At 59.8% G+C, this 26,254-nt stretch carries 24 protein-coding genes; 17 read left to right on the top strand and 7 right to left on the bottom strand.

Features of this window, described 5'->3' with window-relative positions; genetic code table 11:
* Positions 1-155 precede the first annotated feature (155 nt).
* Positions 156-1,061, bottom strand: coding sequence for a GntR family transcriptional regulator (locus tag SERAS12_RS07035; RefSeq protein WP_013812052.1), 906 nt, complete (start codon positions 1,059-1,061; stop codon positions 156-158).
* A 140-nt stretch (positions 1,062-1,201) separates the two neighbouring features.
* Here SERAS12_RS07035 and SERAS12_RS07040 point away from each other — a divergent pair, with 140 nt between their 5' ends.
* The 14 genes from SERAS12_RS07040 (at position 1,202) to urtE (ending at position 18,797) form a co-directional block, all read left to right on the top strand.
* Positions 1,202-2,227 carry a zinc-binding alcohol dehydrogenase family protein gene (locus SERAS12_RS07040; RefSeq protein ID WP_041416548.1) on the top strand — a complete coding sequence of 342 codons (1,026 nt, stop codon included), beginning with the start codon at positions 1,202-1,204 and terminating at the stop codon, positions 2,225-2,227.
* A gap of 140 nt (positions 2,228-2,367) precedes the next feature.
* Positions 2,368-3,201: a phosphonate ABC transporter ATP-binding protein gene (gene phnC, locus SERAS12_RS07045; protein ID WP_004942097.1), complete on the top strand. Its 834-nt coding sequence runs from the start codon at positions 2,368-2,370 to the stop codon at positions 3,199-3,201.
* 35 nt (positions 3,202-3,236) lie between these two features.
* Entirely contained in the window at positions 3,237-4,169 is a 933-nt protein-coding gene (phnD, locus tag SERAS12_RS07050) for a phosphonate ABC transporter substrate-binding protein (protein WP_006324262.1), read from the top strand.
* A 58-nt stretch (positions 4,170-4,227) separates the two neighbouring features.
* Complete coding sequence (gene phnE, locus SERAS12_RS07055) at positions 4,228-5,091, top strand: phosphonate ABC transporter, permease protein PhnE (RefSeq protein WP_006324265.1); 864 nt, start codon at positions 4,228-4,230, stop codon at positions 5,089-5,091.
* Positions 5,088-5,987 (top strand): phosphonate ABC transporter, permease protein PhnE, encoded by a 900-nt coding sequence (phnE, locus tag SERAS12_RS07060; protein ID WP_013812054.1) that lies wholly within the window; start codon positions 5,088-5,090, stop codon positions 5,985-5,987. The genes phnE (SERAS12_RS07055) and phnE (SERAS12_RS07060) overlap by 4 nt, the downstream gene beginning before the upstream one ends.
* A gap of 225 nt (positions 5,988-6,212) precedes the next feature.
* Entirely contained in the window at positions 6,213-6,677 is a 465-nt protein-coding gene (locus SERAS12_RS07065) for a DUF1456 family protein (RefSeq protein ID WP_006324267.1), read from the top strand.
* Between the two features lie 204 nt (positions 6,678-6,881).
* Complete coding sequence (gene atzF / locus SERAS12_RS07070; RefSeq protein ID WP_013812055.1) at positions 6,882-8,744, top strand: allophanate hydrolase; 1,863 nt, start codon at positions 6,882-6,884, stop codon at positions 8,742-8,744.
* Between the two features lie 76 nt (positions 8,745-8,820).
* Positions 8,821-12,444, top strand: a complete 3,624-nt coding sequence (uca, locus tag SERAS12_RS07075) for an urea carboxylase (RefSeq protein ID WP_013812056.1) — start codon at positions 8,821-8,823, stop codon at positions 12,442-12,444.
* Positions 12,445-12,516: 72 nt separating this feature from the next.
* A complete protein-coding gene (locus SERAS12_RS07080; protein ID WP_013812057.1) occupies positions 12,517-13,227 on the top strand; it encodes a GntR family transcriptional regulator in 711 nt (236 codons plus the stop codon).
* A gap of 44 nt (positions 13,228-13,271) precedes the next feature.
* On the top strand, positions 13,272-14,540 hold the full coding sequence (urtA, locus tag SERAS12_RS07085; RefSeq protein WP_013812058.1) for an urea ABC transporter substrate-binding protein: 1,269 nt from the start codon (positions 13,272-13,274) through the stop codon (positions 14,538-14,540).
* 89 nt (positions 14,541-14,629) lie between these two features.
* On the top strand, positions 14,630-16,210 hold the full coding sequence (gene urtB, locus SERAS12_RS07090; RefSeq protein ID WP_013812059.1) for an urea ABC transporter permease subunit UrtB: 1,581 nt from the start codon (positions 14,630-14,632) through the stop codon (positions 16,208-16,210).
* Positions 16,210-17,286 carry an urea ABC transporter permease subunit UrtC gene (gene urtC, locus SERAS12_RS07095; RefSeq protein ID WP_013812060.1) on the top strand — a complete coding sequence of 359 codons (1,077 nt, stop codon included), beginning with the start codon at positions 16,210-16,212 and terminating at the stop codon, positions 17,284-17,286. The genes urtB and urtC overlap by 1 nt, the downstream gene beginning before the upstream one ends.
* Positions 17,283-18,089, top strand: a complete 807-nt coding sequence (gene urtD, locus SERAS12_RS07100; RefSeq protein WP_013812061.1) for an urea ABC transporter ATP-binding protein UrtD — start codon at positions 17,283-17,285, stop codon at positions 18,087-18,089. The genes urtC and urtD overlap by 4 nt, the downstream gene beginning before the upstream one ends.
* A gap of 9 nt (positions 18,090-18,098) precedes the next feature.
* On the top strand, positions 18,099-18,797 hold the full coding sequence (gene urtE / locus SERAS12_RS07105; protein ID WP_013812062.1) for an urea ABC transporter ATP-binding subunit UrtE: 699 nt from the start codon (positions 18,099-18,101) through the stop codon (positions 18,795-18,797).
* 8 nt (positions 18,798-18,805) lie between these two features.
* Here urtE and SERAS12_RS07110 read toward each other — a convergent pair whose 3' ends face one another.
* A complete protein-coding gene (locus SERAS12_RS07110; protein WP_013812063.1) occupies positions 18,806-19,105 on the bottom strand; it encodes a type II toxin-antitoxin system RelE/ParE family toxin in 300 nt (99 codons plus the stop codon).
* Complete coding sequence (locus tag SERAS12_RS07115; RefSeq protein WP_013812064.1) at positions 19,090-19,353, bottom strand: type II toxin-antitoxin system ParD family antitoxin; 264 nt, start codon at positions 19,351-19,353, stop codon at positions 19,090-19,092. Before SERAS12_RS07115 ends, SERAS12_RS07110 begins: the two co-directional genes overlap by 16 nt.
* A gap of 141 nt (positions 19,354-19,494) precedes the next feature.
* Here SERAS12_RS07115 and SERAS12_RS07120 point away from each other — a divergent pair, with 141 nt between their 5' ends.
* Together SERAS12_RS07120 and acpA are read left to right on the top strand one after the other, a co-directional pair.
* The gene (locus SERAS12_RS07120; RefSeq protein ID WP_013812065.1) at positions 19,495-20,007 is read left to right on the top strand and encodes a DUF2165 family protein; all 513 of its coding nucleotides are present in this window, start codon (positions 19,495-19,497) and stop codon (positions 20,005-20,007) included.
* A 170-nt stretch (positions 20,008-20,177) separates the two neighbouring features.
* Entirely contained in the window at positions 20,178-21,890 is a 1,713-nt protein-coding gene (acpA, locus tag SERAS12_RS07125) for an acid phosphatase (RefSeq protein WP_013812066.1), read from the top strand.
* Between the two features lie 22 nt (positions 21,891-21,912).
* On the opposite strand, the gene SERAS12_RS07130 is transcribed toward acpA, so the two are convergent.
* From SERAS12_RS07130 to SERAS12_RS07140, 3 genes are all read right to left on the bottom strand, one after another.
* Complete coding sequence (locus tag SERAS12_RS07130; RefSeq protein ID WP_013812067.1) at positions 21,913-22,425, bottom strand: GNAT family N-acetyltransferase; 513 nt, start codon at positions 22,423-22,425, stop codon at positions 21,913-21,915.
* A 42-nt stretch (positions 22,426-22,467) separates the two neighbouring features.
* Positions 22,468-23,685: an FAD-dependent oxidoreductase gene (locus SERAS12_RS07135; protein ID WP_013812068.1), complete on the bottom strand. Its 1,218-nt coding sequence runs from the start codon at positions 23,683-23,685 to the stop codon at positions 22,468-22,470.
* Positions 23,686-23,757: 72 nt separating this feature from the next.
* Positions 23,758-24,342: a DUF4865 family protein gene (locus tag SERAS12_RS07140; RefSeq protein ID WP_013812069.1), complete on the bottom strand. Its 585-nt coding sequence runs from the start codon at positions 24,340-24,342 to the stop codon at positions 23,758-23,760.
* A 105-nt stretch (positions 24,343-24,447) separates the two neighbouring features.
* Here SERAS12_RS07140 and SERAS12_RS07145 point away from each other — a divergent pair, with 105 nt between their 5' ends.
* Positions 24,448-25,317 carry a LysR substrate-binding domain-containing protein gene (locus tag SERAS12_RS07145; RefSeq protein ID WP_013812070.1) on the top strand — a complete coding sequence of 290 codons (870 nt, stop codon included), beginning with the start codon at positions 24,448-24,450 and terminating at the stop codon, positions 25,315-25,317.
* Here SERAS12_RS07145 and sseA read toward each other — a convergent pair.
* Positions 25,314-26,159 (bottom strand): 3-mercaptopyruvate sulfurtransferase, encoded by an 846-nt coding sequence (gene sseA, locus SERAS12_RS07150; RefSeq protein ID WP_013812071.1) that lies wholly within the window; start codon positions 26,157-26,159, stop codon positions 25,314-25,316. The two genes, SERAS12_RS07145 and sseA, sit on opposite strands and share 4 nt — an antisense overlap.
* Positions 26,160-26,254 lie beyond the last annotated feature (95 nt).

Here is a 26,254-nt window from a genome sequence, read left to right on the forward strand (position 1 = left end):
CTGGGTGGTGCATTAGCAGGCGGTCGGCAGTAAGCCTAGATGGAGGGATATTTTAGCGATGCGTTTTTGTCGCGGTTCCGTGCGGCAGTTACTATTTTGCTGCTCTTTATCGGTTTTAAATGCCGCCTTCGGTGTTTTTTATCGATAAAAAACGATCAGGCGACGTCCTGATTGATGGAACGGATCATCGATTGCTTGGCGGTGTCCAGGTGGCGATGCAGCGCGTTGATCGCTTCCTGGTCATTGCGGCAGATCAACGCACTGAGGATGATCATATGTTCTTCAATGGCAATGATATTGCGCTGTTTCAGGTCGGTTTCATCCCACTGGTAATGGAAGTGGAAAATCACCGAAATGATCTCCAGCGACTGGTTGAAAAACGGGTTGTTGGCGGCGGAAAGGATAAGCCCGTGGAAGTCGCGATCCAACTGGGAGAACAGGCGATAGCTGTCGCTGATGCTTTCCCGCAGCTGGCGGTGGCGGCTCAACAGTTCCTTGGCCTGCAACCAGCGTTCGTCGTCGGCGGGCAAGTTGATAAAGCGCGACAGGGCGTGAGTTTCCAGCATCTGGCGCAGTTCAAACAGCTGCTCGGCATAGTTTTGATCAAACTTTTTCATGCGCCACTGACCGCGCTTGACGGTTTCGATCAGGTTATAACGGCTGAAGTGCAACAGGAATTCCCGCACCACCAGCGGGCTGACATTGGCGATGCGCGACAGTTGCAGCTCGCTGAAACTGTCGCCGGCGCGCAGCTGCTTTTGGTTAATCATCTGATAGAAGCTTTTCTTGAACTGCTTGTCCTGGTCTTCCAGCGAAGGGTTCACGCACTCGAAGCCGTCCTCTGCCTGCGGCGGCCGTACAATCACATAGTCATCACCGACCTTTTCCAACACCCCGCGCCGGTCGAGGTGGGCCAGCGTGTGGCGTACCGTGGTGCGGCTGATGTTATACATTTCGGCCAATGCCGCCTGTGAAGGCAGTGGCGAGCGAAGATGGCGGCCGTTAATGCCGTCGATCATCTGGTTAACCACGTTGTGCCGCAGGGCCTGGGTTCTGCTCATGTGCTGTCTCTGGTGTTTTTTATGCATTTAAAACCAATTTAAATCGGTTTATTTAGTGCTGCCTCACAGTTCTGTCCACTGGCATAACCGGTCGCCGCGTTTTTATTGAATAACCTTCTCACCTGACTGGAGGAAAGATGATGACGACAATGAAAACATTAGTGTGTGAGCAGCCGACGAAATTGGTTTATCAACAGCGCCCGGTGCCTTTGCCCGCAGACCAGGAGGCGGTGATCAAAATAATGACCGTCGGCATTTGCGGAACGGATATTCACGCCTGGTCCGGTCATCAGCCTTTCTTTAGTTATCCCCGCGTATTGGGCCATGAAATATGCGGCGAGATTGTCAGCATCGGCAATAATGTCAGCGGCTGGCGGGTGGGCCAGCGCGTGACGGTAATGCCGTATATTTCTTGCCGGCGCTGCGGGGCCTGCCAGAGCGGCAAAACCAACTGCTGCGAGAATATTTCGGTGATTGGCGTTCATCAGGATGGCGGTTTCTGCGAGTTCCTGAGCGTGCCGGCCGGCAATCTGCTGGCGGTGGACGGCCTGCCGCCGGAAACGGCGGCGCTGATTGAACCCTTCGCCATCAGCGCCCACGCGGTGCGCCGGGCGGCAATAGCACCGGACGATCACCTGCTGGTGGTGGGGGCCGGGCCGATCGGGCTGGGCGTGGCGGCGATAGCCTGCGCCGACGGCGCCCAGGTGGTGGTCGCCGATACCAGCGCCGAGCGGCGGGCGCATATTGAAAAGGCCCTGGGGCTACCGACGCTCGACCCGGCGGATGAGCAATTTGACGCGGCGCTGCGCGATCGGTTCAGCGGCATGCTGGCGGCCAAGGTGATTGACGCCACCGGCAACCCGCACGCGATGAATAATAGCCTGAACCTGATCCGTCACGGTGGCAGCATCGTTTTCGTCGGGCTGTTCAAGGGCGATATTCAGTTCTCCGATCCGGAGTTCCATAAAAAAGAAACCACTCTGATGGGCAGCCGCAATGCGACCCATGAGGATTTCGCCAAGGTGGGGCGTTTGATGGCGGCAGGGAAAATTACCGCGCAGATGATGCTCTCCCACCATTTTGATTTCGACACCCTGGCAGAACATTACGAACAGCAGGTGATTAATAATAAGCAGCTGATCAAAGGCGTTATCCATTTCAATTAATCCCGACGTCGCCCCTCAATGCTTTATAGCGAGCGGGCGGCATACGTCACTTCCCAGCCATAAAACCATCATCCCGCTGTCATAAATTTATTCGTTAATAGGTGCCCATAATGATTAGCCACTGAAACCAGAGAAATCATATGGCTCAGGCACTGTTAAAACTTGCACCAACCGATTTTCCAGGGCAGCAACCGATCTCCTCACGTAAGGTGCTGTCGGTGAAAGGCTTGGGCAAAGCCTATAAATCCCAGCAGCGCGTGCTGGACGACATCAACTTCGATCTGCACGCAGGCGAGTTCGTGGCGGTGATTGGGCGCTCGGGCGCAGGCAAATCCACCTTGCTGCATACCCTGAACGGCACTATTCCTTCGAGCTGCGGCGAGATGCTGCATTTTGAAGATGACGGCGTGGCGCAGGATATCGCCCAACTTTCCGCCCGTCAGATGCGCCAGTGGCGTTCCCGCTGCGGCATGATCTTCCAGGACTTCTGCCTGGTGCCGCGGCTGGACGTGATGACCAACGTACTGTTGGGCCGCCTGAGCCACACCTCTACCCTGAAATCCTTCTTCAAACTGTTTGACGACGCCGATCGCGGGCGCGCCATCGAGCTGCTGCAATGGCTCAATATGCTGCCGCACGCCCTGCAGCGCGCCGAAAACCTGTCGGGTGGCCAAATGCAGCGGGTGGCTATCTGCCGTGCGCTGATGCAAAACCCTAAAATTCTGCTGGCCGACGAGCCGGTAGCGTCCCTCGATCCGAAAAACACCCGCCGCATTATGGATGCGCTGCAAAAAGTCAGCGAAAACGACATCGCGGTGATGGTGAACCTGCACTCGGTTGAACTGGTGAAAGAATATTGCACCCGGGTCATCGGCATCGCCCAGGGCAAAATCGTGTTTGACGGGCACCCGTCGCAACTGAACGAACGGATACTGCACCAGCTGTATGGCGAAGAAGCCAATCAAATCCATTGATTCACTTTTACCTTTACACACACAAGGCACCCGTAATGAAAAAAGTATTGAGTCTGACCACCCTGATGGCCGGCGCGATGATGGTATTTAATGCTGCCGCAGCAGACGCACCTAAAGAACTGAACCTGGGCATTCTCGGTGGCCAAAACGCCACCCAGCAGATCGGCGATAATCAGTGCGTGAAGCAGTTCCTGGACAAAGAGCTGAACGTGGACACCAAGATGCGCAACTCTTCCGACTATTCGGGGGTGATCCAGGGCCTGCTGGGCGGCAAGATCGATCTGGTGCTGAGCATGTCGCCATCGTCGTTCGCCTCGGTGTACATCAAGGATCCGAAAGCGGTGGACATCGTCGGTATCGCAGTCGATGACGTTGACCAATCCCGCGGCTACCACTCTGTGGTGGTGGTCAAAGCCGGTAGCCCGTATAAAAAGCTGGAAGATCTTAAGGGCAAAGCTATCGGTTTCGCCGATCCTGATTCCACCTCCGGCTTCCTGATCCCGAATCAGGCGTTCAAAAAACTGTTCGGCGGCACGGTGGACAACAAATACAACAACGCCTTCTCCAGCGTCACCTTCTCCGGTGGTCATGAGCAGGACATTCTCGGCGTGCTGAACGGCCAGTTCGAAGGTGCGGTGACCTGGGCTTCGATGATCGGCGACTACAACACCGGCTACACCAGCGGCGCTTTCACCCGCATGATCCGCATGGATCACCCGGACCTGATGAAACAGATCCGCATTATCTGGCAGTCGCCGCTGATCCCGAATGGCCCAATCCTGGTGAGCAACTCGCTGCCGGCCGATTTCAAAGCCAAAGTCGTGACCGCCATCAAAAAGCTGGATAAGGACGATCACCAGTGCTTTATCAAGGCAATGGGCGGCAAACAGCACATCGGCGACACCACTCTGGCGGAATACCAGAACATCATCGATATGAAGCGTGAGCTGACCAAAGGCGACCGTTAATACTGCCGGGGCTTGGCCAGGCTGAGCCCCGCTGATTTCCACACGTCGGAAACCTATTTTGAATACAGATTTTGCGCACTACTACCAACAGATCCGCAGCAAGCAAAAGCGCGAGACGCTGTTCTGGTCGCTCGGTCTGGTGGTGCTCTACCTGGGCGCCGGCAACATCGCCGAGTTCAACCTGCATACCGTGTGGGTGTCCATTCCCCACTTCTTCGATTACCTGGCGGAAACCGTCCCGACGCTGCACTGGAAGCTGCTGTTCGCCGATGGCCATACCGAAGGCTCATTGGCCTACTGGGGTTATCGGCTCAACATTCAGCTGCCGCTGATCTGGGAAACGCTGCAACTGGCGCTGGCGGCGACCCTTCTTTCGGTGCTGGTGGCGGGGGGGCTGGCGTTTTTGGCGGCTAACAACACCCACAGCCCGGCGTCGCTGCGCCTGGCGATCCGCACGTTGGTGGCATTTTTGCGCACTATGCCCGAGCTGGCGTGGGCGGTGATGTTCGTGATGGCATTCGGCATTGGCGCCATCCCCGGCTTTTTGGCGCTGGCGCTGCACACCATCGGCAGCCTGACAAAATTGTTTTATGAGTCGATCGAAACCGCGTCCAACAAGCCGGTGCGCGGGCTGGCAGCCTGCGGCGCGACGCCGTTGCAACGCATGCGTTTCGGTCTGTGGCCCCAGGTGAAGCCAGTGTTTCTGTCGTACAGCTTTATGCGGCTGGAAATCAACTTCCGTCAGTCGACCATTCTTGGGCTGGTGGGGGCGGGCGGCATCGGCCAGGAGCTGATGACCAATATCAAGCTCGATCGCTACGATCAGGTCAGCATGACGCTGTTGCTGATTATCCTGGTGGTCTCGCTGCTGGATTACACCTCCGGCGAACTGCGCAAACGGGTCGTGGAGGGGAAAAAATGATCACCGCACCAACGCTCTCGGCACAAGAGCTGCAAATGCTCAAACAGCAGCACCCGGAAATATTCTCGCAGCAGCGCCGCTATCTGCGTACCCTCGGTATTATCGCCGTGGCGATCGCGCTGTATTATCTGTTCTTCTTCCAGTTCTTCGGCATCTCCTGGCCGCAGTTCGTTAACGGCTGCCAGCAACTGGGCCGTTACTTTGTGCGCATGTTCGTCTGGCACGATTTCGTCAACTGGCCGTTTATGTATTACTTCCAGCAGATCTTCATCACCATCGGCATCGTGTTTGCCGGCACCATCACCGCTTCGCTTATCGCCTTGCCGCTGTCGTTCTTTGCCGCGCGCAACGTGATGTCGACGCCGCTGCTGCGGCCGATCTCGGTGGCGGTGCGGCGGTTGCTGGATATCTTACGCGGCATCGATATGGCGATCTGGGGGCTGATCTTCGTGCGCGCCGTCGGCATGGGGCCGTTGGCTGGGGTACTGGCGATTGTGATGCAGGACGTCGGGCTGCTCGGCAAGCTGTATGCCGAAGGGCACGAAGCGGTGGATAAATCCCCCAGCCGCGGCTTGACGGCAGTGGGTGCCAACGGTTTGCAGAAGCACCGTTACGGTATTTTCACCCAGTCGTTTCCCACCTTCCTGGCGCTAAGCCTGTACCAGATTGAATCCAACACCCGCTCTGCGGCGGTGCTGGGCTTCGTCGGCGCCGGTGGCATCGGCCTGGTCTATGCGGAGAACATGCGGCTGTGGAACTGGGACGTGGTGATGTTCATCACCCTGATCCTGGTGGTGGTAGTGATGGTGATGGATAAGGTGTCGTCGCTCCTGCGCAACAAATACATTATTGGCGAAGACATCCCGCTGTATCAGCAAAAAAGCCAAATCGATTGAGAAACCCCTTGGCGATCCCTATACTGCCGCACATATTCAAGGTGTGCGGCCATACCCGTCGTCTTTCAAGCCGCAGCGTTGTTACCTGCACTCGCTCACCCCAGTGACTTACCTGAGTAAGCGTCTGGGATGAGCGAGCTGGGCGCCTAGCTGCAACTTGAAAGCCATAGGGTATATATCAAATGCGCACCTCCCCGGTTTACAAGCTAAAGGCAATTTAACTCCATGATCAACAACGATGTGCTGCGCAGCGTGCGCTACATGCTGAGTCTTAACGACGCCAAAATGACCGAGATTATCAAGCTGGATAATTTCGACGTTGAGGTCTCTGCGATGCGCGCTTACGTCATCAAAGAAGGCGAGCCGGGTTTCGAAAACTGCCCGGACGAAGTGATGGCGCACTTCCTGAACGGCCTGGTGTTCCTCAAGCGCGGCAAGGACGACAAGTTCCCGGCACCGGAAGTGGAGTTGCCGATCACCAATAATCTGGTGTTGAAAAAGCTGCGCGTGGCGTTCGAACTGAAAGACACCGACATGCACCAGATCTTCACCGCCGTGGAGTTCCGCATCTCCAAGCCGGAGCTGAGCGCGCTGTTCCGTAAAGAAGGCACTAAAAACTTCCGCCCGTGCGGCGATCAGATGCTGCGTTATTTCCTCAAAGGGTTGGCGCAACGCATTCGCGGCGAGTAAACCGCAGGAAAAATCATCAGGCGCCGTCGCAAGACGGCGCTTTTTTTTGCACCTTTTTTGTCCGATGATTGCGCGCCGCTGGTGCAGGTTTTTTACTCTCCCGTCATAAGTTTTAATTATAATTTATTGAAATCAGTGGATTAAAAATTGGCACGCCGGTTGCTCTATTGAATCCCATCTTGTGTACCAGATGGAATTCAGACGATGACCCAGCCAGTTAAACAACGCGGTTTCACCCTCAGTGAATGGCAGCACCATTATCACACCTGGCCGGCCGGTGAGCGCATGGCCTGCGTGCGCGCCACGCTGGAGGCGCTGACGTCGGGCCTGAGCCTGGACGACAACGCCTGGCTTTACCTTGCCACTGCCGCGCAGCTTGAAGCGCAATACCAACAGCTGGCGCGGCAACTGGACGCGGTTGCCGGGGATATCAGCCGCCTGCCGCTGTTCGGCGTGCCCTTTGCGGTTAAAGACAATATCGACGTCGGTGGCTGGCCGACCAGCGCCGCTTGTCCGGAATTCACCTATCGGGCCGCAGAGGATGCCAGGGTCGTCGCCAATCTGCGCATCGCCGGCGCCATCGTTATCGGTAAAACCAACCTCGATCAGTTCGCCACCGGCCTGGTCGGCACCCGCTCACCGCACGGTGCGGTGGTCAACAGCTTTGACAGCCGCTACGTCAGCGGCGGCTCCAGTTCCGGTTCGGCCTCGGTGGTGGCGCGCGGCCTGACGCCGTTCTCGCTGGGTACGGATACCGCAGGTTCCGGGCGCGTTCCGGCGGGGTTCAACAATATCGTCGGTCTGAAACCGACCAAAGGCTGGCTGTCGAACCGTGGCGTGGTGCCCGCGTGCCGCCTGAATGACACCGTCTCGGTATTTGCCCTGACGGTGGCGGATGCCGCCCTGGTGGCCGAGATGGCCGGCGGTTATGACGCGGCCGACGCCTATTCGCGCATCAACCCCCGCACCGCCCCGGCGGATTTGCCCGCAGCGCCGCGTTTTGCGGTCCCCGCGCAGCCCGAGTTTTTCGGCGACACGCAGGCCGAGCAGGCGTTTCAACGGGCGCTGGCGCAGTTGCAACGCTGCGGCGTAGCGCTTGAACCCATCGATTTCACCCCCTTTCACCAACTGGCCGAGCAGCTCTATTACGGCCCCTGGGTCGCGGAGCGCACCGTAGCGGTCGAGGCGATGCTGAACAGCGATCCTCAGGCCATCAACCCGGTGGTGCGCGGCATCCTCAATAACGGCCTTAAATACAGCGCCTGCGACGCCTATAAGGCGGAATACCTGCGTGCCGAGCTGGCGCGGGAAATTGGCCAACAACTGGCGCAGTACGACGCGCTGGTGGTGCCGACTTCGCCGACGCTGCGTACGTTGACGGAAATGGAGCAGGAGCCGGTGTTGTTCAATTCGCAATTCGGTACCTACACCAACTTTACCAACCTGGCCGATCTGAGCGCGCTGGCCTTGCCTGCACCGATGCGCGACGACGGCCTGCCTGCCGGCATCACGCTGATCGCGCCTGCCTGGCACGATCGTGCGTTGGCGGCCTTCGGCCTGCGCTGGCAAAAGGCTCAGAACCTGCCGCTTGGCGCCACCGGTCGCGCGCTGCCGCCGCCGGCGCCGCTGACGCCATCGGTGGAACATGTGCGGGTGGCGGTGGTGGGCGCTCACCTCAGCGGTATGCCGCTGAACGCCCAGCTTACCCAGCGCGATGCGATATGGGTGGAGCAAACCGCCACCGCGCCGTGCTACCGGCTATATGCCCTGGCCAATACTCAGCCGCCCAAACCTGGGCTGGTCAAAACCGGGCAGGGGGCCGCCATCAGCGTTGAGCTGTGGGATATCCCGCTGGCGCGTTTCGGCGAATTTGTCGCGGAGATCCCGGCGCCGCTGGGCATCGGCACGCTGCTGCTGGCGGATGGCCGCCGGGTAAAAGGTTTTATCTGCGAACCCTGGGCGCTGGAAGGCGCATTGGATATCACTGAATTTGGCGGCTGGCGCAACTATACCCGTCATCTTTCCGACCCTGGCGTTGTTGGCAGCGTTGACTCACCCCAGTCATAAGCTCCTGGGGATGTATCTGCTTGCCGCCTGGCCACAGCCTGAAAGCTATTGGGTATCGTTCAATGAGGATTGCATAATGTTTACCACTGTATTGATAGCCAACCGCGGCGAAATTGCCTGCCGCGCGATCCGTACTCTGAAACGTCTGGGGGTGACCAGCGTGGCGGTCTATTCCGATGCCGACCGCAATGCGCCACATGTCACCGAGGCTGATCTGGCGGTGGCGCTCGGCGGCGAAAAGGCCGCCGACAGCTACCTGTGCATTGATAAAATCCTCGCCGCCGCAGTGGAAACCGGCGCGCAGGCGATCTATCCCGGCTACGGTTTTCTCTCCGAGAGCGCCGAATTCGCCGATGCGTGCGAAGCGACGGGCATCGCCTTTATCGGGCCGACGGCGGCGCAGATCCGTGAGTTCGGCCTGAAGCACCGGGCACGTGAACTGGCGGCGGTAGCGCAGGTGCCGATGACGCCGGGCACCGGCCTGCTGGACAGCATTGAGGAAGCGGTCACTGCCGCCGCGCGGATTGGCTACCCGGTCATGTTGAAAAGCACCGCCGGCGGTGGCGGCATTGGTCTGACGCGCTGTGACGACGAAACGGCGCTGCGCGAAGCTTACGACAGCGTAAAGCGGCTGGGTGAGCAGTTCTTCCGCGACTCCGGGGCTTTTATCGAGCGTTTTGTCGATCAGGCGCGCCATGTGGAAGTACAAATCTTTGGCGATGGTCAGGGCCGGGTGGTGGCGCTTGGCGAACGCGATTGCTCGTTGCAGCGCCGTAACCAGAAGGTGGTGGAAGAAACCCCGGCACCGAACCTGCCGGCGGCGACCCGTCAGGCGCTGCATCAGGCGGCGGTAGCGCTGGGTGAATCGGTGAATTACCGCAGCGCCGGCACCGTGGAGTTTATCTACGACGGCGCGCGCGACGAGTTCTATTTCCTCGAGGTAAACACTCGCTTGCAGGTGGAACATCCGGTGACCGAAATGGTGACCGGGCTGGATCTGATCGAGTGCATGTTGCAGGTGGCGGCGGGCGATGCGTTGGACTGGGCGGCGCTGCAACGCGCACCGCAGGGGGCCTCGATCGAGGTGCGCATCTATGCCGAAGATCCGCTGAAAAACTTCCAGCCCAGCCCCGGCGTGCTGACCGAGGTACATTTCCCGGATAACGTGCGCGTCGACGGCTGGGTGGCGACCGGCAGTGAAGTGTCGGCATTTTACGACCCGATGATCGCCAAACTGATCGTCCACGGCGAAGATCGCCAACAGGCGCTGGAGAAAATGCGCGCGGTGCTCGGCGCTACCCGTTTGCACGGCATCGCCACCAACCTCGATTACCTGCGCCAGGTGATCGCCACGGCGCAATTCCAGAGCGGCGAAGTCTGGACCCGCATGCTGGACAGCTTCCGTTTCCAGCCCAGCAGCATTGAAGTGCTGCAACCGGGCACCTACAGCAGCGTGCAGGATTATCCGGGCCGTCTTGGCTATTGGGATATCGGCGTGCCGCCTTCCGGGCCGATGGACGATTTCGCTTTCCGGCTGGCCAACCGCATTGTCGGCAATCACCCGAGCGCCGCCGGGCTGGAGTTTACTTTGCAGGGGCCGACCTTGCGCTTCCACTGCGACGCGACCATCGCCCTGACCGGCGCCGACTGCCCGGCGAACCTGGATGGGGAAGCGGTAGCCTACTGGCAGCCGGTTGCGGTTCGGGCCGGGCAGGTACTGACCTTAGGCCGCGCCGTGCACGGTTGCCGCACTTATCTGGCGGTGCGTAATGGGTTCGACGTGCCGGTGTATTTGGGCAGCCGCTCGACCTTCGCCCTTGGGCAGTTTGGCGGCCACGCCGGGCGCACCCTGCGGGTTGCCGATATGCTGGCGGTATCCCAGCCTGCGCTGGCTACCAGCACCACCCCGGCGCCCATCGCGGCGCCGCAGGCGATGGACGACAGCCTGATCCCGCAATACGGCAGCCTGTGGAACATCGGCGTGCTTTATGGCCCGCACGGCGCGCCGGACTTCTTTACCCCGGAGTCGATCGACACCTTCTTTGCCGCCGAATGGCAGGTGCACTACAACTCCAATCGGCTGGGCGTGCGCCTGTCGGGGCCGAAACCCGGCTGGGCGCGGCAGGACGGCGGTGAAGCCGGGCTGCATCCTTCTAACGTACATGACTGCGAGTACGCCATCGGCTCGATTAATTTCACCGGCGATTTCCCGGTGATCCTCACCCGTGACGGGCCGAGCCTCGGCGGTTTTGTCTGCCCGGTGACCATCGCCAAAGCCGAACTGTGGAAGGTGGGCCAGGTGAAGCCGGGCGACCGCATTCGCTTCCATCCTATCGGTTTCAAACAGGCGCAATCGCTGGAGCAGGCGCAGCTTGGCAGTATCGAAGCGTTGGCGGCGGTGAAGGCGATAACCCTGCCGACGCCGGATCTGACGCCGGGCGCCACGGCTTCTGCGGCTATCGTCGCCGCGTTGCCGGCCGGAGACGGCCGCCCCTCGGTGGTCTATCGCCAGGCCGGGGACGGCTACATTTTGATGGAGTACGGCGACAACCTGCTCGATCTGGCGTTGCGTCTGCGTATTCATCTGCTGATGCAATCGCTCAAACAGGGCGCGATCCCCGGCGTTGAGGAACTGGCTCCGGGCGTGCGTTCGCTGCAGATCCGTTACGACAGCCGCACTATCGGCCAGGCCGATTTGCTCCAGCGCCTGCTGGCGCGTGAACAGGCACTGGGCGACGTCAGCCGCCTGAAGGTGCCGACGCGCACGGTTTATCTGCCGATGGCGTTTGAAGACTCCGCCACCCTGGGCGCCGTGGAACGCTATAGCCAAACGGTACGCAGCTCTGCGCCCTGGCTGCCGAACAACGTCGATTTTATCCAGCGCATCAATGGCCTCAGCCACCGCGAACAGGTGCGCGACATTATCTTCGACGCCAGCTATTTGATCCTCGGGTTGGGCGATGTCTATCTCGGCGCGCCGTGCGCGGTGCCGATTGATCCGCGCCACCGGCTGCTCAGCTCCAAATACAACCCGGCGCGCACCCACACCGCCGAAGGCACGGTCGGTATCGGCGGCATGTACATGTGCATTTATGGCATGGACTCGCCGGGCGGCTATCAGTTGGTCGGGCGCACGCTGCCGATCTGGAACAAATTCCTCAAAAACCCGCAGTTCAACGCCGGAGAACCCTGGTTGCTGCACTTCTTCGATCAGGTGCGTTTTTACCCGGTCAGCGAGCAGGAACTGGATGAGCAGCGCGAGGCATTCCGTGAAGGGCGCGCACAGGTCCGCATCGAAAACAGCGAATTCGACTTTGCCGAGTACACCCGTTTCCTGGCGGACAACGCCGAAGACATTGCCGCATTCCAGCAGCGCCAGCAGCAGGCATTCAGCCATGAAGTGACGCTCTGGCAGGCGCAAGAGAGCGAGGCCGAGGCGCAATTGCTGCCGCCGCAGAATGATGAGGAAGAGGTCGACGGCTATCTGGTCAGCGCCGATCTGAACGGCAACGTGTGGAAGATCCTGGTGGAACCGGGGCAGGCGGTGGAAGCCGGCCAACCGCTGATTGTGGTCGAGGCGATGAAAATGGAACTGGCGGTCACCGCGCCGCGCGCCGGGATCATCAAACGCATCGGTTGCCAGCAAGGGCGGCCGGTGGGGCCAGGCGACGCTTTGCTGTGGCTGGAACACGCCAGCTGAGCATCGTGGGTTCTGCCTGTTTCAGCATTTAACGCAGGGGCGCCGCATGCTGCGCCCGGCAAGAGGAACACTATGCAAATCACCAATAACCGCAGCAAGGCGCGGCCCGAGGGGCTGGCGGAGCGTATCTACCTCCAGCTCAAGGATGACATCTTTGATTTTCATCTGCTGCCGGGCGATCGCTTCAGCGAAAACGAAGTGGCGTTGCGCATGGACGTCAGCCGTACGCCGGTACGTCAGGCGCTGTTCTGGCTGGAGCGCGAGGGCTACGTCGAAGTGCATTTTCGCAGCGGCTGGCAAGTGCGCCCCTTCGATTTCGACTACTTCGAGCAACTCTACGATCTGCGCATCGTGCTGGAGTGCGAAGCGGTCAAACGGCTGTGCGCGCGCCCGGCGGGAGAGGTGCCGCCGCCACTGGCGGCGCTCAACGGCTTCTGGATCGACGAACCGCGGCTGGAGGACGGCAAAACCGTCTCGCTGCACGACGAGCAGTTCCATATGACGCTGGTGGAGGCGGCGGGCAACGGGGAAATGGCGCGAATTCATCGCGACCTGACCGAGAAGATCCGCATCATTCGCCGGCTGGACTTCACCCAGGGAACCCGGGTCGAGGCCACCTACAACGAACACGCCGCCATTCTGCGGGCGATCTTGCAACACCAGACCGAGGAGGCGCAAACGCTGCTCAGCAACCACATTGCCGTCAGTAAGGCGGAAGTACGGAAAATAACCCTGCATATGTTGCACCAGGCCCGTCTTCATACCCCGGACAGCCCTGCGTGAATTTTTCTGAACCTGTTTTCCAACACACATCAGGAGTTTTAATTATGCAACGTCGTCACTTTATAAAAGCTTTTGCGTTGTCCGCCACCGTGATCGGCATGGGCATGACCTGGAGCGCGCAGGCGGCCGATACCATTAAAATCGGCATCCTGAGCTCGCTGTCAGGCACCATGGCGATCTCTGAAACGCCGCTGAAGGACGTGGCGCTGATGACCATCGATGACATCAACGCCAAGGGCGGCGTGCTGGGTAAAAAACTCGAGCCGGTGGTGGTGGATCCCGCCTCCAACTGGCCGCTGTTCGCCGAAAAGGCGCGCCAGTTGCTGACCCAGGACAAAGTGGCGGCAGTGTTCGGTTGCTGGACGTCGGTCTCGCGCAAATCGGTGTTGCCGGTGTTTGAAGAGCTGAACGGGTTGCTGTTCTACCCGGTGCAATACGAAGGGGAAGAGATGTCGCCAAACGTGTTCTACACGGGGGCGGCTCCTAACCAGCAGGCGATCCCGGCGGTGGAATACCTGCTGAGCGAAGACGGCGGCTCGGCCAAGCGCTTCTTCCTGCTGGGTACCGACTATGTGTATCCGCGCACCACCAACAAGATCCTGCGCGCCTTCCTGCACACCAAAGGGATCCAGGACAAGGACATCGAAGAGGTCTATACGCCGTTCGGCTACAGCGATTATCAGACCATCGTCGCCAACATCAAGAAATTCTCCGCCGGCGGCAAAACTGCGGTGATCTCCACCATCAACGGCGACTCCAACGTACCCTTCTACAAAGAGCTGGCCAATCAGGGCATCAAGGCGACCGACGTGCCGGTGATCGCCTTCTCGGTGGGTGAAGAAGAACTGCGCGGCATCGACACCAAACCGCTGGTGGGCAACCTGGCGGCCTGGAACTACTTCGAGTCGGTGGATAACCCGACCAACAAGCAGTTCGTCAGCGAATGGAAAACCTACGCCAAGGCACACAACCTGCCGAACTACGCCACTGCCGTAACCAACGACCCGATGGAAGCCACCTATGTCGGCATCCATATGTGGGCACAGGCGGTTGAGAAAGCCGGCACCACCGACGTCGACAAGGTACGTGCGGCGATGGCAGGGCAGACCTTTGTCGCGCCGTCAGGCTTCACCCTGACCATGGACGCCACCAACCACCACCTGCACAAACCGGTGATGATCGGTGAGATTGAAGGCAACGGCCAGTTCAACGTGGTGTGGCAGACCGACGCCCCGGTGCGCGCACAGCCGTGGAGCCCGTTCATCGCCGGCAACGACAAAAAGCCGGATCACCCGGTAAAAGGCGGCAAATAACCGTCGTCATTCCCGTAGGGGCGCCGCAGGCTGCGCCCGTCGTAACGGTAGGGGCCGGGCATACCCGGCCCCTACAGAGGAGGCAGCTGATGCAATCCCCATTCTTGTTCCATTTCCGCTCCTGGTTTTGGTTGCTGTGCTGCCTGCCGATGTTTGCGCAGGCGGGGCCGGCCGATGACTTTGCTGCGGCCAACCGCACGCAGCAGGCCAAGTTGTTGCAGGCGTGGGCGACCGCGCCGGACGCTGCGCGCCTGCCGTTATTGCAGGGGCTGAAGCAGGAAAACGTGGTGATCGACGAGGCCAAACATGCCTTTATCCAGCAGGGAGAAGCTTATCGCCCGCTGAATGGCGTTGCCCCGCCGGTCGGCACGCCGAAAAAAGTGTGGTTGAACAACCGGCTGCGCATTCTGATCGCCAACGCACTGTCGGCGCATCGGCTGGTCAGCGACGATCCTGAGGTGCGTTTACAGGCGGCGCAGGCCCTGCAACGCGAGGCGCAAAGCGATCAGTTGCCGCTGCTGACCCAGCGGCTGGCGCAGGAAAAAAACGTCCGGGTGCATGATGCGCTGGGCATCGCGCTGGCGAATCTGCAATTAACCGACGCCAATCCGCAGGTGCGACTCAACGCCGTGCGGCTGCTGGGCAGTTCGGGTGCGCCGGAGACGCAGCCAAGATTACAGGCATTGACCGACGCCGCCCACGAACCGGACGCCGCAGTGCGTGCCGAAGCCTTGAAAAGCCTGACCAGCGTGAAACACCGGCTGATGATTGGCGATCTGATCGGCCAGGCGTTTACCGGGCTTTCGCTCGGCTCGATCCTGCTGCTGGCGGCGCTCGGGTTGGCGATTACTTATGGGCTGCTGGGGGTGATTAACATGGCGCACGGCGAAATGCTGATGCTGGGCGCCTACTCGGCCTACCTGGTTCAGGGGCTGTTTCAACAGTTTGCGCCGCAGTGGTTGGCGTTGTATCCGCTGGTGGCGCTGCCGGTGGCGTTCGCCATTACCGCCTGCATCGGCATGACGCTGGAGCGTACGGTGATCCGTCACCTGTACGGCCGGCCGCTGGAAACCCTGCTGGCGACCTGGGGCATCAGCCTGGTGCTGATCCAGGGGGTGAGGGTGCTGTTCGGCGCGCAAAACCTGGAGGTCGCCAACCCGGCCTGGCTGTCGGGCGGCATTCAACTGCTGCCTAACCTGGTGCTGCCGTGGAACCGCATCGCGGTGATCGTGTTTGTGGTGCTGGTGCTGGCGCTCACCTGGTTGCTGCTGAACAAAACCCGGCTTGGCATGAACGTGCGCGCCGTGACGCAGAACCGTGCGATGGCCGCCTGCTGCGGCGTGCCCACCGGGCGTGTCGACATGCTGGCGTTCGGCCTGGGATCCGGCATCGCCGGGCTGGGCGGCGTGGCGCTGTCGCAACTGGGCAATGTGGGGCCGGAGCTGGGCCAGGGCTATATCATCGACTCGTTCCTGGTGGTGGTGCTCGGCGGCGTGGGGCAACTGGCCGGCACCGTGGTGGCGGCCTTTGGCCTCGGCATCGTCAACAAAATTCTTGAACCGCAGATTGGCGCCGTACTGGGTAAAATCCTGATCCTGGCGCTGATTGTTCTGTTTATTCAAAAACGTCCTCAGGGGCTGTTCGCCTTCAAGGGCAGGGTGATCGACTGATGAGCCAACCATTAACTCTCACCGGCGTGCAGAAGGCACCCCGGCTGGCGCTGGGCATCGGCGGGCTGGCGTTGCTGGCGCTGCTAATCATGCCGTTTCTCGCACTGTTGCCGGCGGACCATCCGTTGGCGATCTCCACCTATACCCTGACGCTGGCGGGAAAAATCCTGTGCTATGCCGTGGTGGCGGTAGCGCTTGATTTGGTGTGGGGCTATGCCGGGTTGTTGTCGCTGGGGCATGGGCTGTTTTTCGCTCTCGGCGGCTATGCGATGGGCATGTATCTGATGCGTCAGGCGGCAGGAGATGGCCTGCCGGCGTTTATGTCATTTCTGTCGTGGAGCGAGCTGCCCTGGTTCTGGAGCGGCACCCAGCATTTCGCCTGGGCGCTGTGTCTGATGATATTGGTGCCCGGCGTGCTGGCCTTTGTCTTTGGCTACTTCGCCTTCCGTTCAAAAATCAAGGGCGTCTATTTCTCGATCATGACCCAGGCGCTGACCTACGCCGGAATGCTGCTGTTCTTCCGCAACGAAACCGGCTTTGGCGGCAACAACGGCTTCACCGGTTTCACCACGCTCTTGGGGTTCCCGATTACCGCCACCGGCACGCGGGTGGCGCTGTTTCTGGCGACGGTGCTGCTGCTGGCCGCCAGCCTGGCTATCGGCTTCGCCCTGGCGCGCAGCAAGTTCGGTCGGGTGCTGACCGCCGTGCGCGATGCGGAAAACCGCCTGACGTTCTGCGGTTACGATCCCAAAGGCTTTAAGCTGTTTGTCTGGACACTGTCGGCGGTGTTGTGCGGGCTGGCCGGGGCGCTGTATGTGCCGCAGGTGGGCATTATCAACCCGGGCGAGATGTCGCCGACCAACTCGATCGAGGCCGCTATCTGGGTGGCGCTGGGCGGCCGGGGCACGCTGGTGGGCCCGCTGCTCGGGGCCGGTATCGTCAACGGCGCCAAGAGCTGGTTCACCGTGGCGATCCCGGAATACTGGCAATTCTTCCTTGGCCTGATGTTTATCATCGTCACGCTGTTCCTGCCGAAAGGGGTTATCGGCCTGCTGCGCAAGGGGAAACCGCAATGAATTCGCTGCAAATGACCGACGATCTGTTTACCCAGCCGCTGCCTGCCGACAAGCACCGCCAACAAACCGACCCGGTGCTGGTGCTCGATAACATCAACGTCAGCTTCGACGGCTTTCGTGCGCTGAGCGATCTTTCACTGCAGATCGGCGTGGGTGAGCTGCGCTGCGTGATCGGGCCCAATGGCGCGGGCAAAACCACTTTGATGGATGTGATCACCGGCAAAACCCGGCCGGACAGCGGCAGCGTGTTTTACGATCAAACCGTTGATCTGACCGTGCTGGATCCGATGCAGATAGCCCAGGCCGGCATTGGCCGCAAGTTCCAGAAACCGACGGTGTTCGAAGCGTTGACGGTGTTCGAGAACCTGGAGATCGCGCAGAAAACCCAGAAGTCGGTGTGGGCCTGCCTGCGCGCCAGGCTGAGCAGCGAACAGCGCGATCGCATCGATGAAATGCTGCAAACCCTGCGGCTGAGCCACGAACGGTACCGGCCTGCCGGGCTGCTGTCCCATGGGCAGAAGCAGTTTCTCGAGATCGGCATGCTGCTGGTACAGGAGCCGCATCTGCTGCTGCTCGACGAGCCGGCGGCCGGCATGACCGATGCAGAAACCGAGTACACCGCCGAGCTGTTTCGCTCGCTGGCGGGCAAGCATTCGCTGATGGTGGTGGAGCACGACATGGGGTTTGTCGAAACCATCGCCGACCACGTCACCGTGCTGCATCAGGGCCAGGTGCTGGCGGAAGGTTCACTGGCGCAGGTGCAGGCCAATGAGCAGGTGATCGACGTGTATCTGGGACGCTGAGGAGTCGCTATGTTGCAAGTCAACGAACTGAATCAGTACTACGGTGGCAGCCACATTCTGCGCGGCCTGTCGTTTGAGGCCAATATCGGCGAGGTGACCTGCCTGCTGGGGCGCAACGGCGTGGGCAAGACCACGCTGCTGAAATGCCTGATGGGGCTGATCCCGGCCAAGAGCGGGACCATTCATTGGCAGGGCAGCGTGATCAACGGCAGAAAACCGCATCAGCGGGTGCAGGCGGGCATGGCCTATGTGCCGCAGGGGCGGGAGATCTTTCCACGCCTGACCGTAGAGGAAAATCTGCGGATGGGATTGGCGCGCTTTTCCGGCGCCGAAGCACGCAGCGTGCCGGAGAATATCTATGAGCTGTTCCCGGTACTGCGGCAGATGAAGGATCGGCGCGGCGGCGATCTCTCCGGCGGGCAGCAACAGCAATTGGCGATTGGCCGCGCATTGGCCTGCCGGCCGCAGTTGTTGATCCTCGATGAGCCGACGGAGGGGATCCAGCCTTCGGTGATCAAAGAGATCGGTGCAGTGATCAAACAGCTGGCGGCGCGTGGCGACATGGCGATCCTGCTGGTGGAGCAATTCTATGACTTCGCCGCCGAGCTGGCGGACAGCTATCTGGTGATGTCGCGCGGCAGCATCATACAGCGCGGTGCTGGCAGCGCGATGGAGCAGGACGGGGTGCGCGGGCTGGTGGCGATATAAATAATGGGCTATTCAATAAATTGCGTACTGGTTGGGTCTCGGGAGTGATGCAATATCCTGATGATTCTTACCCAATGGATGTCTTGACGAAAATAAATGATGTGTTCAGCGACTGGCAGAGCGCATAGGTCTTGTGCAATCGAGGCCATGTGTCTGCCAAGCTGAAAATGGCCAAGATTATCAAACATCTTATGAATATGGCTCAGATAGTCTTCGGCGGCCTGTAATCCATACCGTTCCAAACCATAGAAATAAATACCTTCCATATCATCCAGCGCTTTTGGGTGGACGGTTATTTTTCTGTGCATCCTTTTACTTTGCTCCGTATTCTTTCCATGAACACATCACGATCCCATTCTACGGCATCACCGCTATTTTCACCTTCGGCGATCAAGCGGCGTAGCTCTTCCAGCTTCGATGCTGCCGTACGTTCACGCAGGGTACGTACCGATTCGCGGATGACTTCGCTGGGGGTGCGGTAGTCGCCGCTGGCTACCAGGTCTTCGACAAAACTACGCAGCTCTTCACCCAGATCTACCGTTAGTGTTCTGCCCATTGTGAGCCTCCGTCAAGGGTGTCTACTGTTGTAAGATTAGTTCTTACAATATATTCGTCAAGATACTCCAGGACGTTACCGACTGTAAACCGCAGTCATCTCGGGGAATCGGGTATACGCATAGAATAATTAAGGATAATTATGAACGAAATCACGGTGTCACGCCTGTCTTGCATCGTCCTGTCGCTGTTCCCGGCCCTGTGGGGCATCTTCAGCCTGTTGAACAATACGGCGGATTTTGCCAGTACCGCCCGGCATGCCGTAGCGCCGCTGCTCAGTATGCAGGATACCTATCAGGTGCCTGGGCTGATGTGGCGCGCCGTTACCGTACCCTGGGCCGGAATAGTCGGGTTGGCGCTTATTACCCTGCTGGAATCCCTGGCCGGCATAACGGCAACCTTTGGCATTGTGTTGATGGTGAAACATCTGGGCCACCCTTATGCGGCGTTTGCCAAAGGCAAAGCCTGGGCTATGCTGGGCGCGCTTTGCGCGATCGCGGTGTGGGGCCTCGGTTTTATGGTGGTGGCTGGCGACTGGTTTATGGCCTGGCAGGCCAGGGACAACCCGCTGGCGGTGCAGTTGGGCGCACTGCTGTATATGCTGCCTAACGCGCTGGCGTTGATGTTTCTGATGCTGCAACGGGACGCCCGCTAGCCGGCAGCCAGGCGGGAGAGTGATTAAACTGCGGCAATCCTCGCGAAAGTGTTGCCAAATGCTAACCTGCCGCCCACTGTCACATTTCGTTCATAACTGTGCCCTAGCATAATGTCTCTTAAATAAATTGATAACAAATCAACAAGTTAAAAATTTTAGAGGGAAGGCACATGAGCGATAAACCGCATAACGATCTGCCGTCGTCCGCGGGCGACAACGAGCAACAACCCGCTAACCCGGCGCGCCGCCGTTTTCTGGCGGGGGCGACGGCGCTGAGCGTCGGCGCCACCCTTGCGCCGCTGGCCAATGCAGCCGGTGAAGGCAATAAGAAACTGTTGTTGAGTGGCCTGCCGGAAGGTGCGCAAAACCCGCTGCTGCGCCGCCATGTGAAAAACGTGGTGGTGATCTATGCCGAGAACCGCAGCTTTAATAACCTGTTCGCCAATTTCCCCGGCGTGGAAAAACCGCTGTCGGCGCTCAAGCCCGAAGAGTACCAGCAGCGTGACCGCGACGATCGGCTGCTGGAGACGCTGCCGCCAATCTGGAAGGGGTTGGTGCCGAAGGCGCAGGAAGTCGGGCACGTTAATTACAGCATTGGCGAGGATGCGGTATTCACCAATCAACTGCCGAATCAGCCGTTTGTCTTGACCGGGCCGCAAGGGGAGAACCTGCCGCACGGCGTGGTGACGCGTGATCTGTGGCACGTGTTCTATCAAAACCAGATGCAGATCAACGGCGGTAAAAACGACAAGTTTGTCGCCTGGGCGGATTCCGGCGCGCTGACCATGGGCTACTACGGTGACGGCGCCTATAACCTGCGGCTGTGGACGCTGGCCCAGGAATTTACCCTGTGCGACAACTTTTTCCAGGGCGCCTTTGGCGGCTCCTTCCTCAATCATCAGTATCTGGTCTGCGCCCGCCCGCCGTTTTACCCCGACGTACAAAACTCCATCGCCAAAGAGGGCATTGCCCAGCTTGAAAGCGATGACGCGGCCGACCCGCGTCTGAAGCCGCTGGGCGATTCGCCGGTCAGCGCATCATTCGGCATCCCGCTGTTTGGCAAGAGCCTGCTGACGCCGGACGGTTATGCGGTAAACACCATGGCGCCGCCGTACTGGCCGTCGTGGACCCGAGATGAAAAAGACCCCACGCTGGCGGATGCCACTCAGCCCAATGTGTTGCTGCCGCAAAAGCACACGCACATCGGCGACTTGCTCAATCAGAAGGGCGTCGACTGGGCGTGGTACGCCGGCGGCTGGCAGTATGCGCTGGACAACCGCAAGGATCAGGGCGATTTTCCCGGCGCACCGGACTTCCAGTATCACCATCAGCCATTCAATTACTTCGAAAATCTGGGGCCGGGCAACCCACAGGCACGCGAAGCCCATTTGCGCGACGGCGGCATTGGCGACTCACCGGCCACCAACGCCTTTTTGGCGGCGGTAGAGGCAGGCACACTGCCGCCGGTGACTTTCTACAAGCCGCAGGGCAACCTTAATATGCATGCGGGCTATTCCGATGTGGAGGCCGGCGATCGTCATATCGCCCACATCATCAACAGCCTGCGTAACGGCCCGCAGTGGAGCAACAGCGTGGTGGTGATCACCTTCGACGAGAATGGCGGCTGGTGGGATCCGGTTGCGCCGCCGCAGGGCGATCGTTGGGGGCCGGGATCACGCATTCCGGCGTTGGTCGTCTCGCCGTTTGCCCGTAAAGGCTATGTCGATCACAGGGTATACGATACCGGCTCGATCCTGCGCTTGATCAGCCGGGTATTCGATCTGCCGACGCTGGAAGGGGTGGCCGAGCGCGATAAAGCGATGGCGGAACGCGGTCAAAAACCGCTGGGGGATTTGACCGACGCGCTGGAGTTTCCGGCCTGACAGGGCGGGGCAAGCGCTGTGTTTACAGCGCTTTGTTCATATACCAGATGCCGATGGAACCCTGTGCGCTGGTGTAGCAGGTCTCGCCGCACAGGCTCAGCCCCTGGCGCTGATAAAAGCGCTGGGCGCTGGTATTGCGTTGCAGCACCTCCAGCCACAGCATGGGTTGTTGCCTTTCTACAGCCCGTTGCTGTACCTGCTCAAAGAAAAGTTGGCCGTAACCCCGGCCGGCGTATTCCGGCAGGAAATAGATTTTCTGCAGCTCTGCACCGGTGGTTTGCGTCGGCGCCAGCAGGCTGTTGAAATTCAGCCGCGCATAGCCCACCAGATCCTCGCCTTCATAACCCAGCAGCCAGCAAACTTCCGGATCCTGTAGCGTTTTTTCTAACGCCTCAACCGCAAAGTCTTGCGCCAAAAAAGCGTCCAGCTCCTCTTTATAGTGCCAAAGTTCGCCGAAATGCGCCTGATAGGTACGGGTGCCGATGTCGTGTACCATGGCGGCATCGGCGAGGGTGGCCTGACGGACAGTGAACATGCGTTAGCCTCATGCGAAGTGGAGAGCGATAAGTATAGCGCGTTAGTTTTCAAGATGTTTAGGTGTTTCCCGACGAAACCCCAGCCCGATAATGCGGCCGAACAGGTGCGGCAGCCAGCGGCTGTTGCCGACGCGGGTCATCAGGCTGGAACCACCGCCGGCACGGCGTTTTTTCGGCCTGCGTTGGCTCATCTTGATCTGCAGAAATTGGGTGGCTTTGGTGGGGAAATTGCGCCGGCGCTGTACCTGCTGCAGGTGTTTCAGTTGCAGGCTGTGGCTGCGCAGCGGAGGAATGATGCTGTTGGCGGTGGCGACCGCATCCTGAATCGCCAGATTCACCCCGACACCGCCAATCGGCGACATGGCGTGTGCAGCGTCACCGATGCACAGCACGCCGGGTTTGGCCCAACAGTCGAGCCTGTCGATGCGAATGCTCAACAGCTTCACCTGTTGCCAGCTTTGGATGTCCAGCAGGCGATCGTCCTGAAACGGCGCCACTTCGGCGATGTGCAGTAAAAACGTCTCCAGGCCGTCTTGCTGAATCGCCTCGAAACTGCCCTTATCGATAGAGTATCCGCACTGCCAATATTCGCCCCGGTCGATCATGATGAAGTTCTGCTTCGGGCCGGTGTGGCCCATCGACCAGGCCGGATCGCCGGGTTTTTTATCGAGCTTCAGCCACAGCACATCTCGCGGCGAGCCAAACGCGCGGCTGCTGAATGCTGCTTGTTCGCGCACCACCGAGTTGCGCCCGTCGGTACCGACCACCAACTGGCAGCGCACGCGGATCGGGCCTTCGGGCGTATCCGCCAGTACGCCGCACGCCTGGCCGCGATCGTACAGCAGCTGGTGTGCCTGCGCCGATTTGATCAGCGTGAATTCAGGAAAGGCCGCTGCCTTTTCTGCCAGAAAATTGAGAAACTCCCACTGCGGCATGAACGCGATAAATTTGCAGCGCGTCGGCAGCCGGGTGAAGTCGGCCAGCGTGATATCGCGCCCGGCGATCTCGGCCTGCAGCGTCTCTGCGCGCTGGTGCGGCAACGCCAGCAGCTCATCGAGCAGGCCAAGCTGATGCATGATTTCCAGCGTGGAAGGGTGAAGGGTATCGCCGCGAAAATCGCGCAGGAAATCGGCGTGTTTTTCCAGCACAGTGACGTTAATCCCCGCCCGTGCCAGCAGGTAGCCGAGCATCAGCCCGGCGGGGCCACCGCCGACGATGCAGCAAGAGGTGGCGTAAGGTGTGATAGGCGACTGTGACATAGCGGTTGGCCCTGACGATCGGCATATTGCGGATCGTAATTGAATGACTTTATTTGATAATGATTATCAATATCAAGTCTGGCTGTCAACCCGCGGTGCTGTGTGGTCAAAGGGGGCGGAAAGGTGGCCAATCCGGTAGCATTGGGTGCCGGGTTCCGGCGCCGGCGGCAGTTCCCGCCACAGATGCAGCCGCACCAGCTGCCAAGCGGCGGGATCAAAGGCCACTATGCTGGCCACGGCATTGCTGTCCAGGGCGGCGGGGTTGGCCTGCTGCTGCCGGCGCAACGCGGCCAGATCGCTGTAAGGCGCAATCGGCAGCGTTTGGCGCGTGGCGCAGGTGGCTTCGGTGAGTCTTTGGCGGTCAAAATGCGTCAACCACGGCAGCCAATGGGTCACCTGCGGCCAGCCAAAGGCCTGGCTTACACCCTTGAAGCCGTCGCCGGTCAGAAAATCGCTCATGCCGGTACTGCTGTTCCACAGATAAAACGGCGCATAGAGATTTTCGCCGCTGTGCTCACCTTTCTGTGCATAGAGATAGGCTTTAATCAATAACTGTGGACAGTTATCCAGCAGGTGACCAAAACGGCTGATGCGGTCGCGGATAATCGCCATATCGTAATCGGCGGGCAGAGCGAAGTTGTATTGCATGGCAAGCATGATGATTCTCCTGAAAGGCATTGACCCGGCGAGCATGACACGCCATCTTTATCAGTAAAATCGGCATTATTTTGACTAATGGTTCTTGAAAACGGGATGGTCAGCATGGGGCGAGTCACTTTCGATCTCGACGATCTGCGCAGTTACGTTACCGGCATTGAATTGGGCAGTTTCGCCAGGGCGGCGGAACGGTTGGGGCGATCAACCTCGGCGGTTAGCGCGCATCTGAAAAAACTGGAGCAGCAGATCGGCGCGCCGATCTTGCGAAAATCCGGGCGGGGTATGGTGATGACCGAGGCCGGTGAAACGCTGCTGGGCTACGCCCGCCGGCTGCTGGAACTGAACGACGAGGCTGCCGCTGCGGTGCGCGGGCTGGATTTGCAAGGAACCGTGCGGCTTGGGCTGCAGGAAGATTTCGGTGAAACCTTTTTGCCCCAGGTGCTGGGTAGTTTTACCCGCGCCCATCCGAAGGTGCGCATAGAGGCGCGCATCGCCCGCAACGCAGAGCTGATCGACTGGGTGCTGAAAGGGCAGCTGGATTTGTCACTGGCGTGGGATGGCGGCATCAGCACGCCGTTTCAGCAGGATTTGGGCCGCCGCATGATGCATTGGATCGCCTCGCCGAACTTCGATCTGAGCCAGTGGCAGGGCGGTGATGAACCCTTGCCGCTGGTGATGTTCGACGCCCCCTGCCTGATGCGCAGTGCGGCCACCAACGCGCTGGATCGCGCCGGTATCGCGTGGCGCATCGCCTTCACCAGCCGCAGCCTGAACGGCGTGTGGGCGGCGGTCAACGCCGGGTTGGGGGTCACGGTGCGCACCGATGCCGGGCTGCCTTCGGGATTACTCTGCCTCGCCCCCGGCGCTTTGCCGGCGCTCAGTCACATCGGCGTGGTACTGCACCGCGCCGAAGAAAACCCCTCTGCGGCCATTGGACGGCTGGCGCAGATCGTGGCCGAACGGATCGACGGCTAGTCCTGTTCGATCGGTTGATTGCCGCTCAGCGCACCCCATTCGGTCCAGGCGCCGTCATACAGCTTCACCTGCGGTGCATCAAGCGACAGCAGGCCAAACGCCAGTACCGCGGCGGTGACGCCGGAGCCGCAGCTGGTGACGATCGGTCCGTTGATGTTCACCCCTTTATCGCTGAAGGTTTTCTTCAGCGCTTCCAGCGATTTGAAGTGGCCGTTTTCCAGCAGTTCGCCGTAAGGAATATTGATGCTGCCGGGGATATGGCCGCGATGCAGCCCTGGGCGCGGCTCCGGCGCTTCGGCGTAAAAACGCGGCGCGGCGCGGGCGTCCAAAATCTGCACTTCCGTGTTCAGCGCCTGCTCCACCTGTTGCATATTCACGACGGCGTCGGCGTTGAAACGGGCGTCAAAGGTTTGGGGTTCAGGCTGTGCCGGGCCGGTTTCCAGCGTCTGGCCCAGCGCGGTCCAGCCGTTCAGGCCTTCGTCCAGCACATAAACCCGCTGCGCGCCAAAGTTGCGGAAGGTCCACCAGCCACGCGGTGCGGAAAACTGATTGCCCTCGTCATAAAACACGATGGTGTGCTTATCGTTGATGCCCAGCTTGCCCGCTGCCGCGCTGAATTCCGCCGCCGTCGGCAACATGTGCGGCAGGGCGGTGCTTTTGTCGGCTACGTCGTCGATATCAAAGTACACCGCGCCCGGTATATGGCCGCGTTCGAACTCGGCGAGCATATCCTTTTTCGGCACCAGGCCGACCGGGGACATCCTGACATCAACCACCACCAGATCTTCATCGTTGATATGCTGCGCAAGCCATTGTGGGGTAACCAGAAACGGAGAGTTCATCGCTATTGTTCGCCTGTTGTGAAAACGGATTTTCACTATACACCAGCGGGTGGGCGGATGAGGTAAGATGATTGGCAAACGGGGCGGATAATCAT

Origin of the sequence: Serratia sp. AS12 (genome assembly GCF_000214195.1) — a bacterium.
GTDB lineage: Bacteria > Pseudomonadota > Gammaproteobacteria > Enterobacterales > Enterobacteriaceae > Serratia > Serratia plymuthica.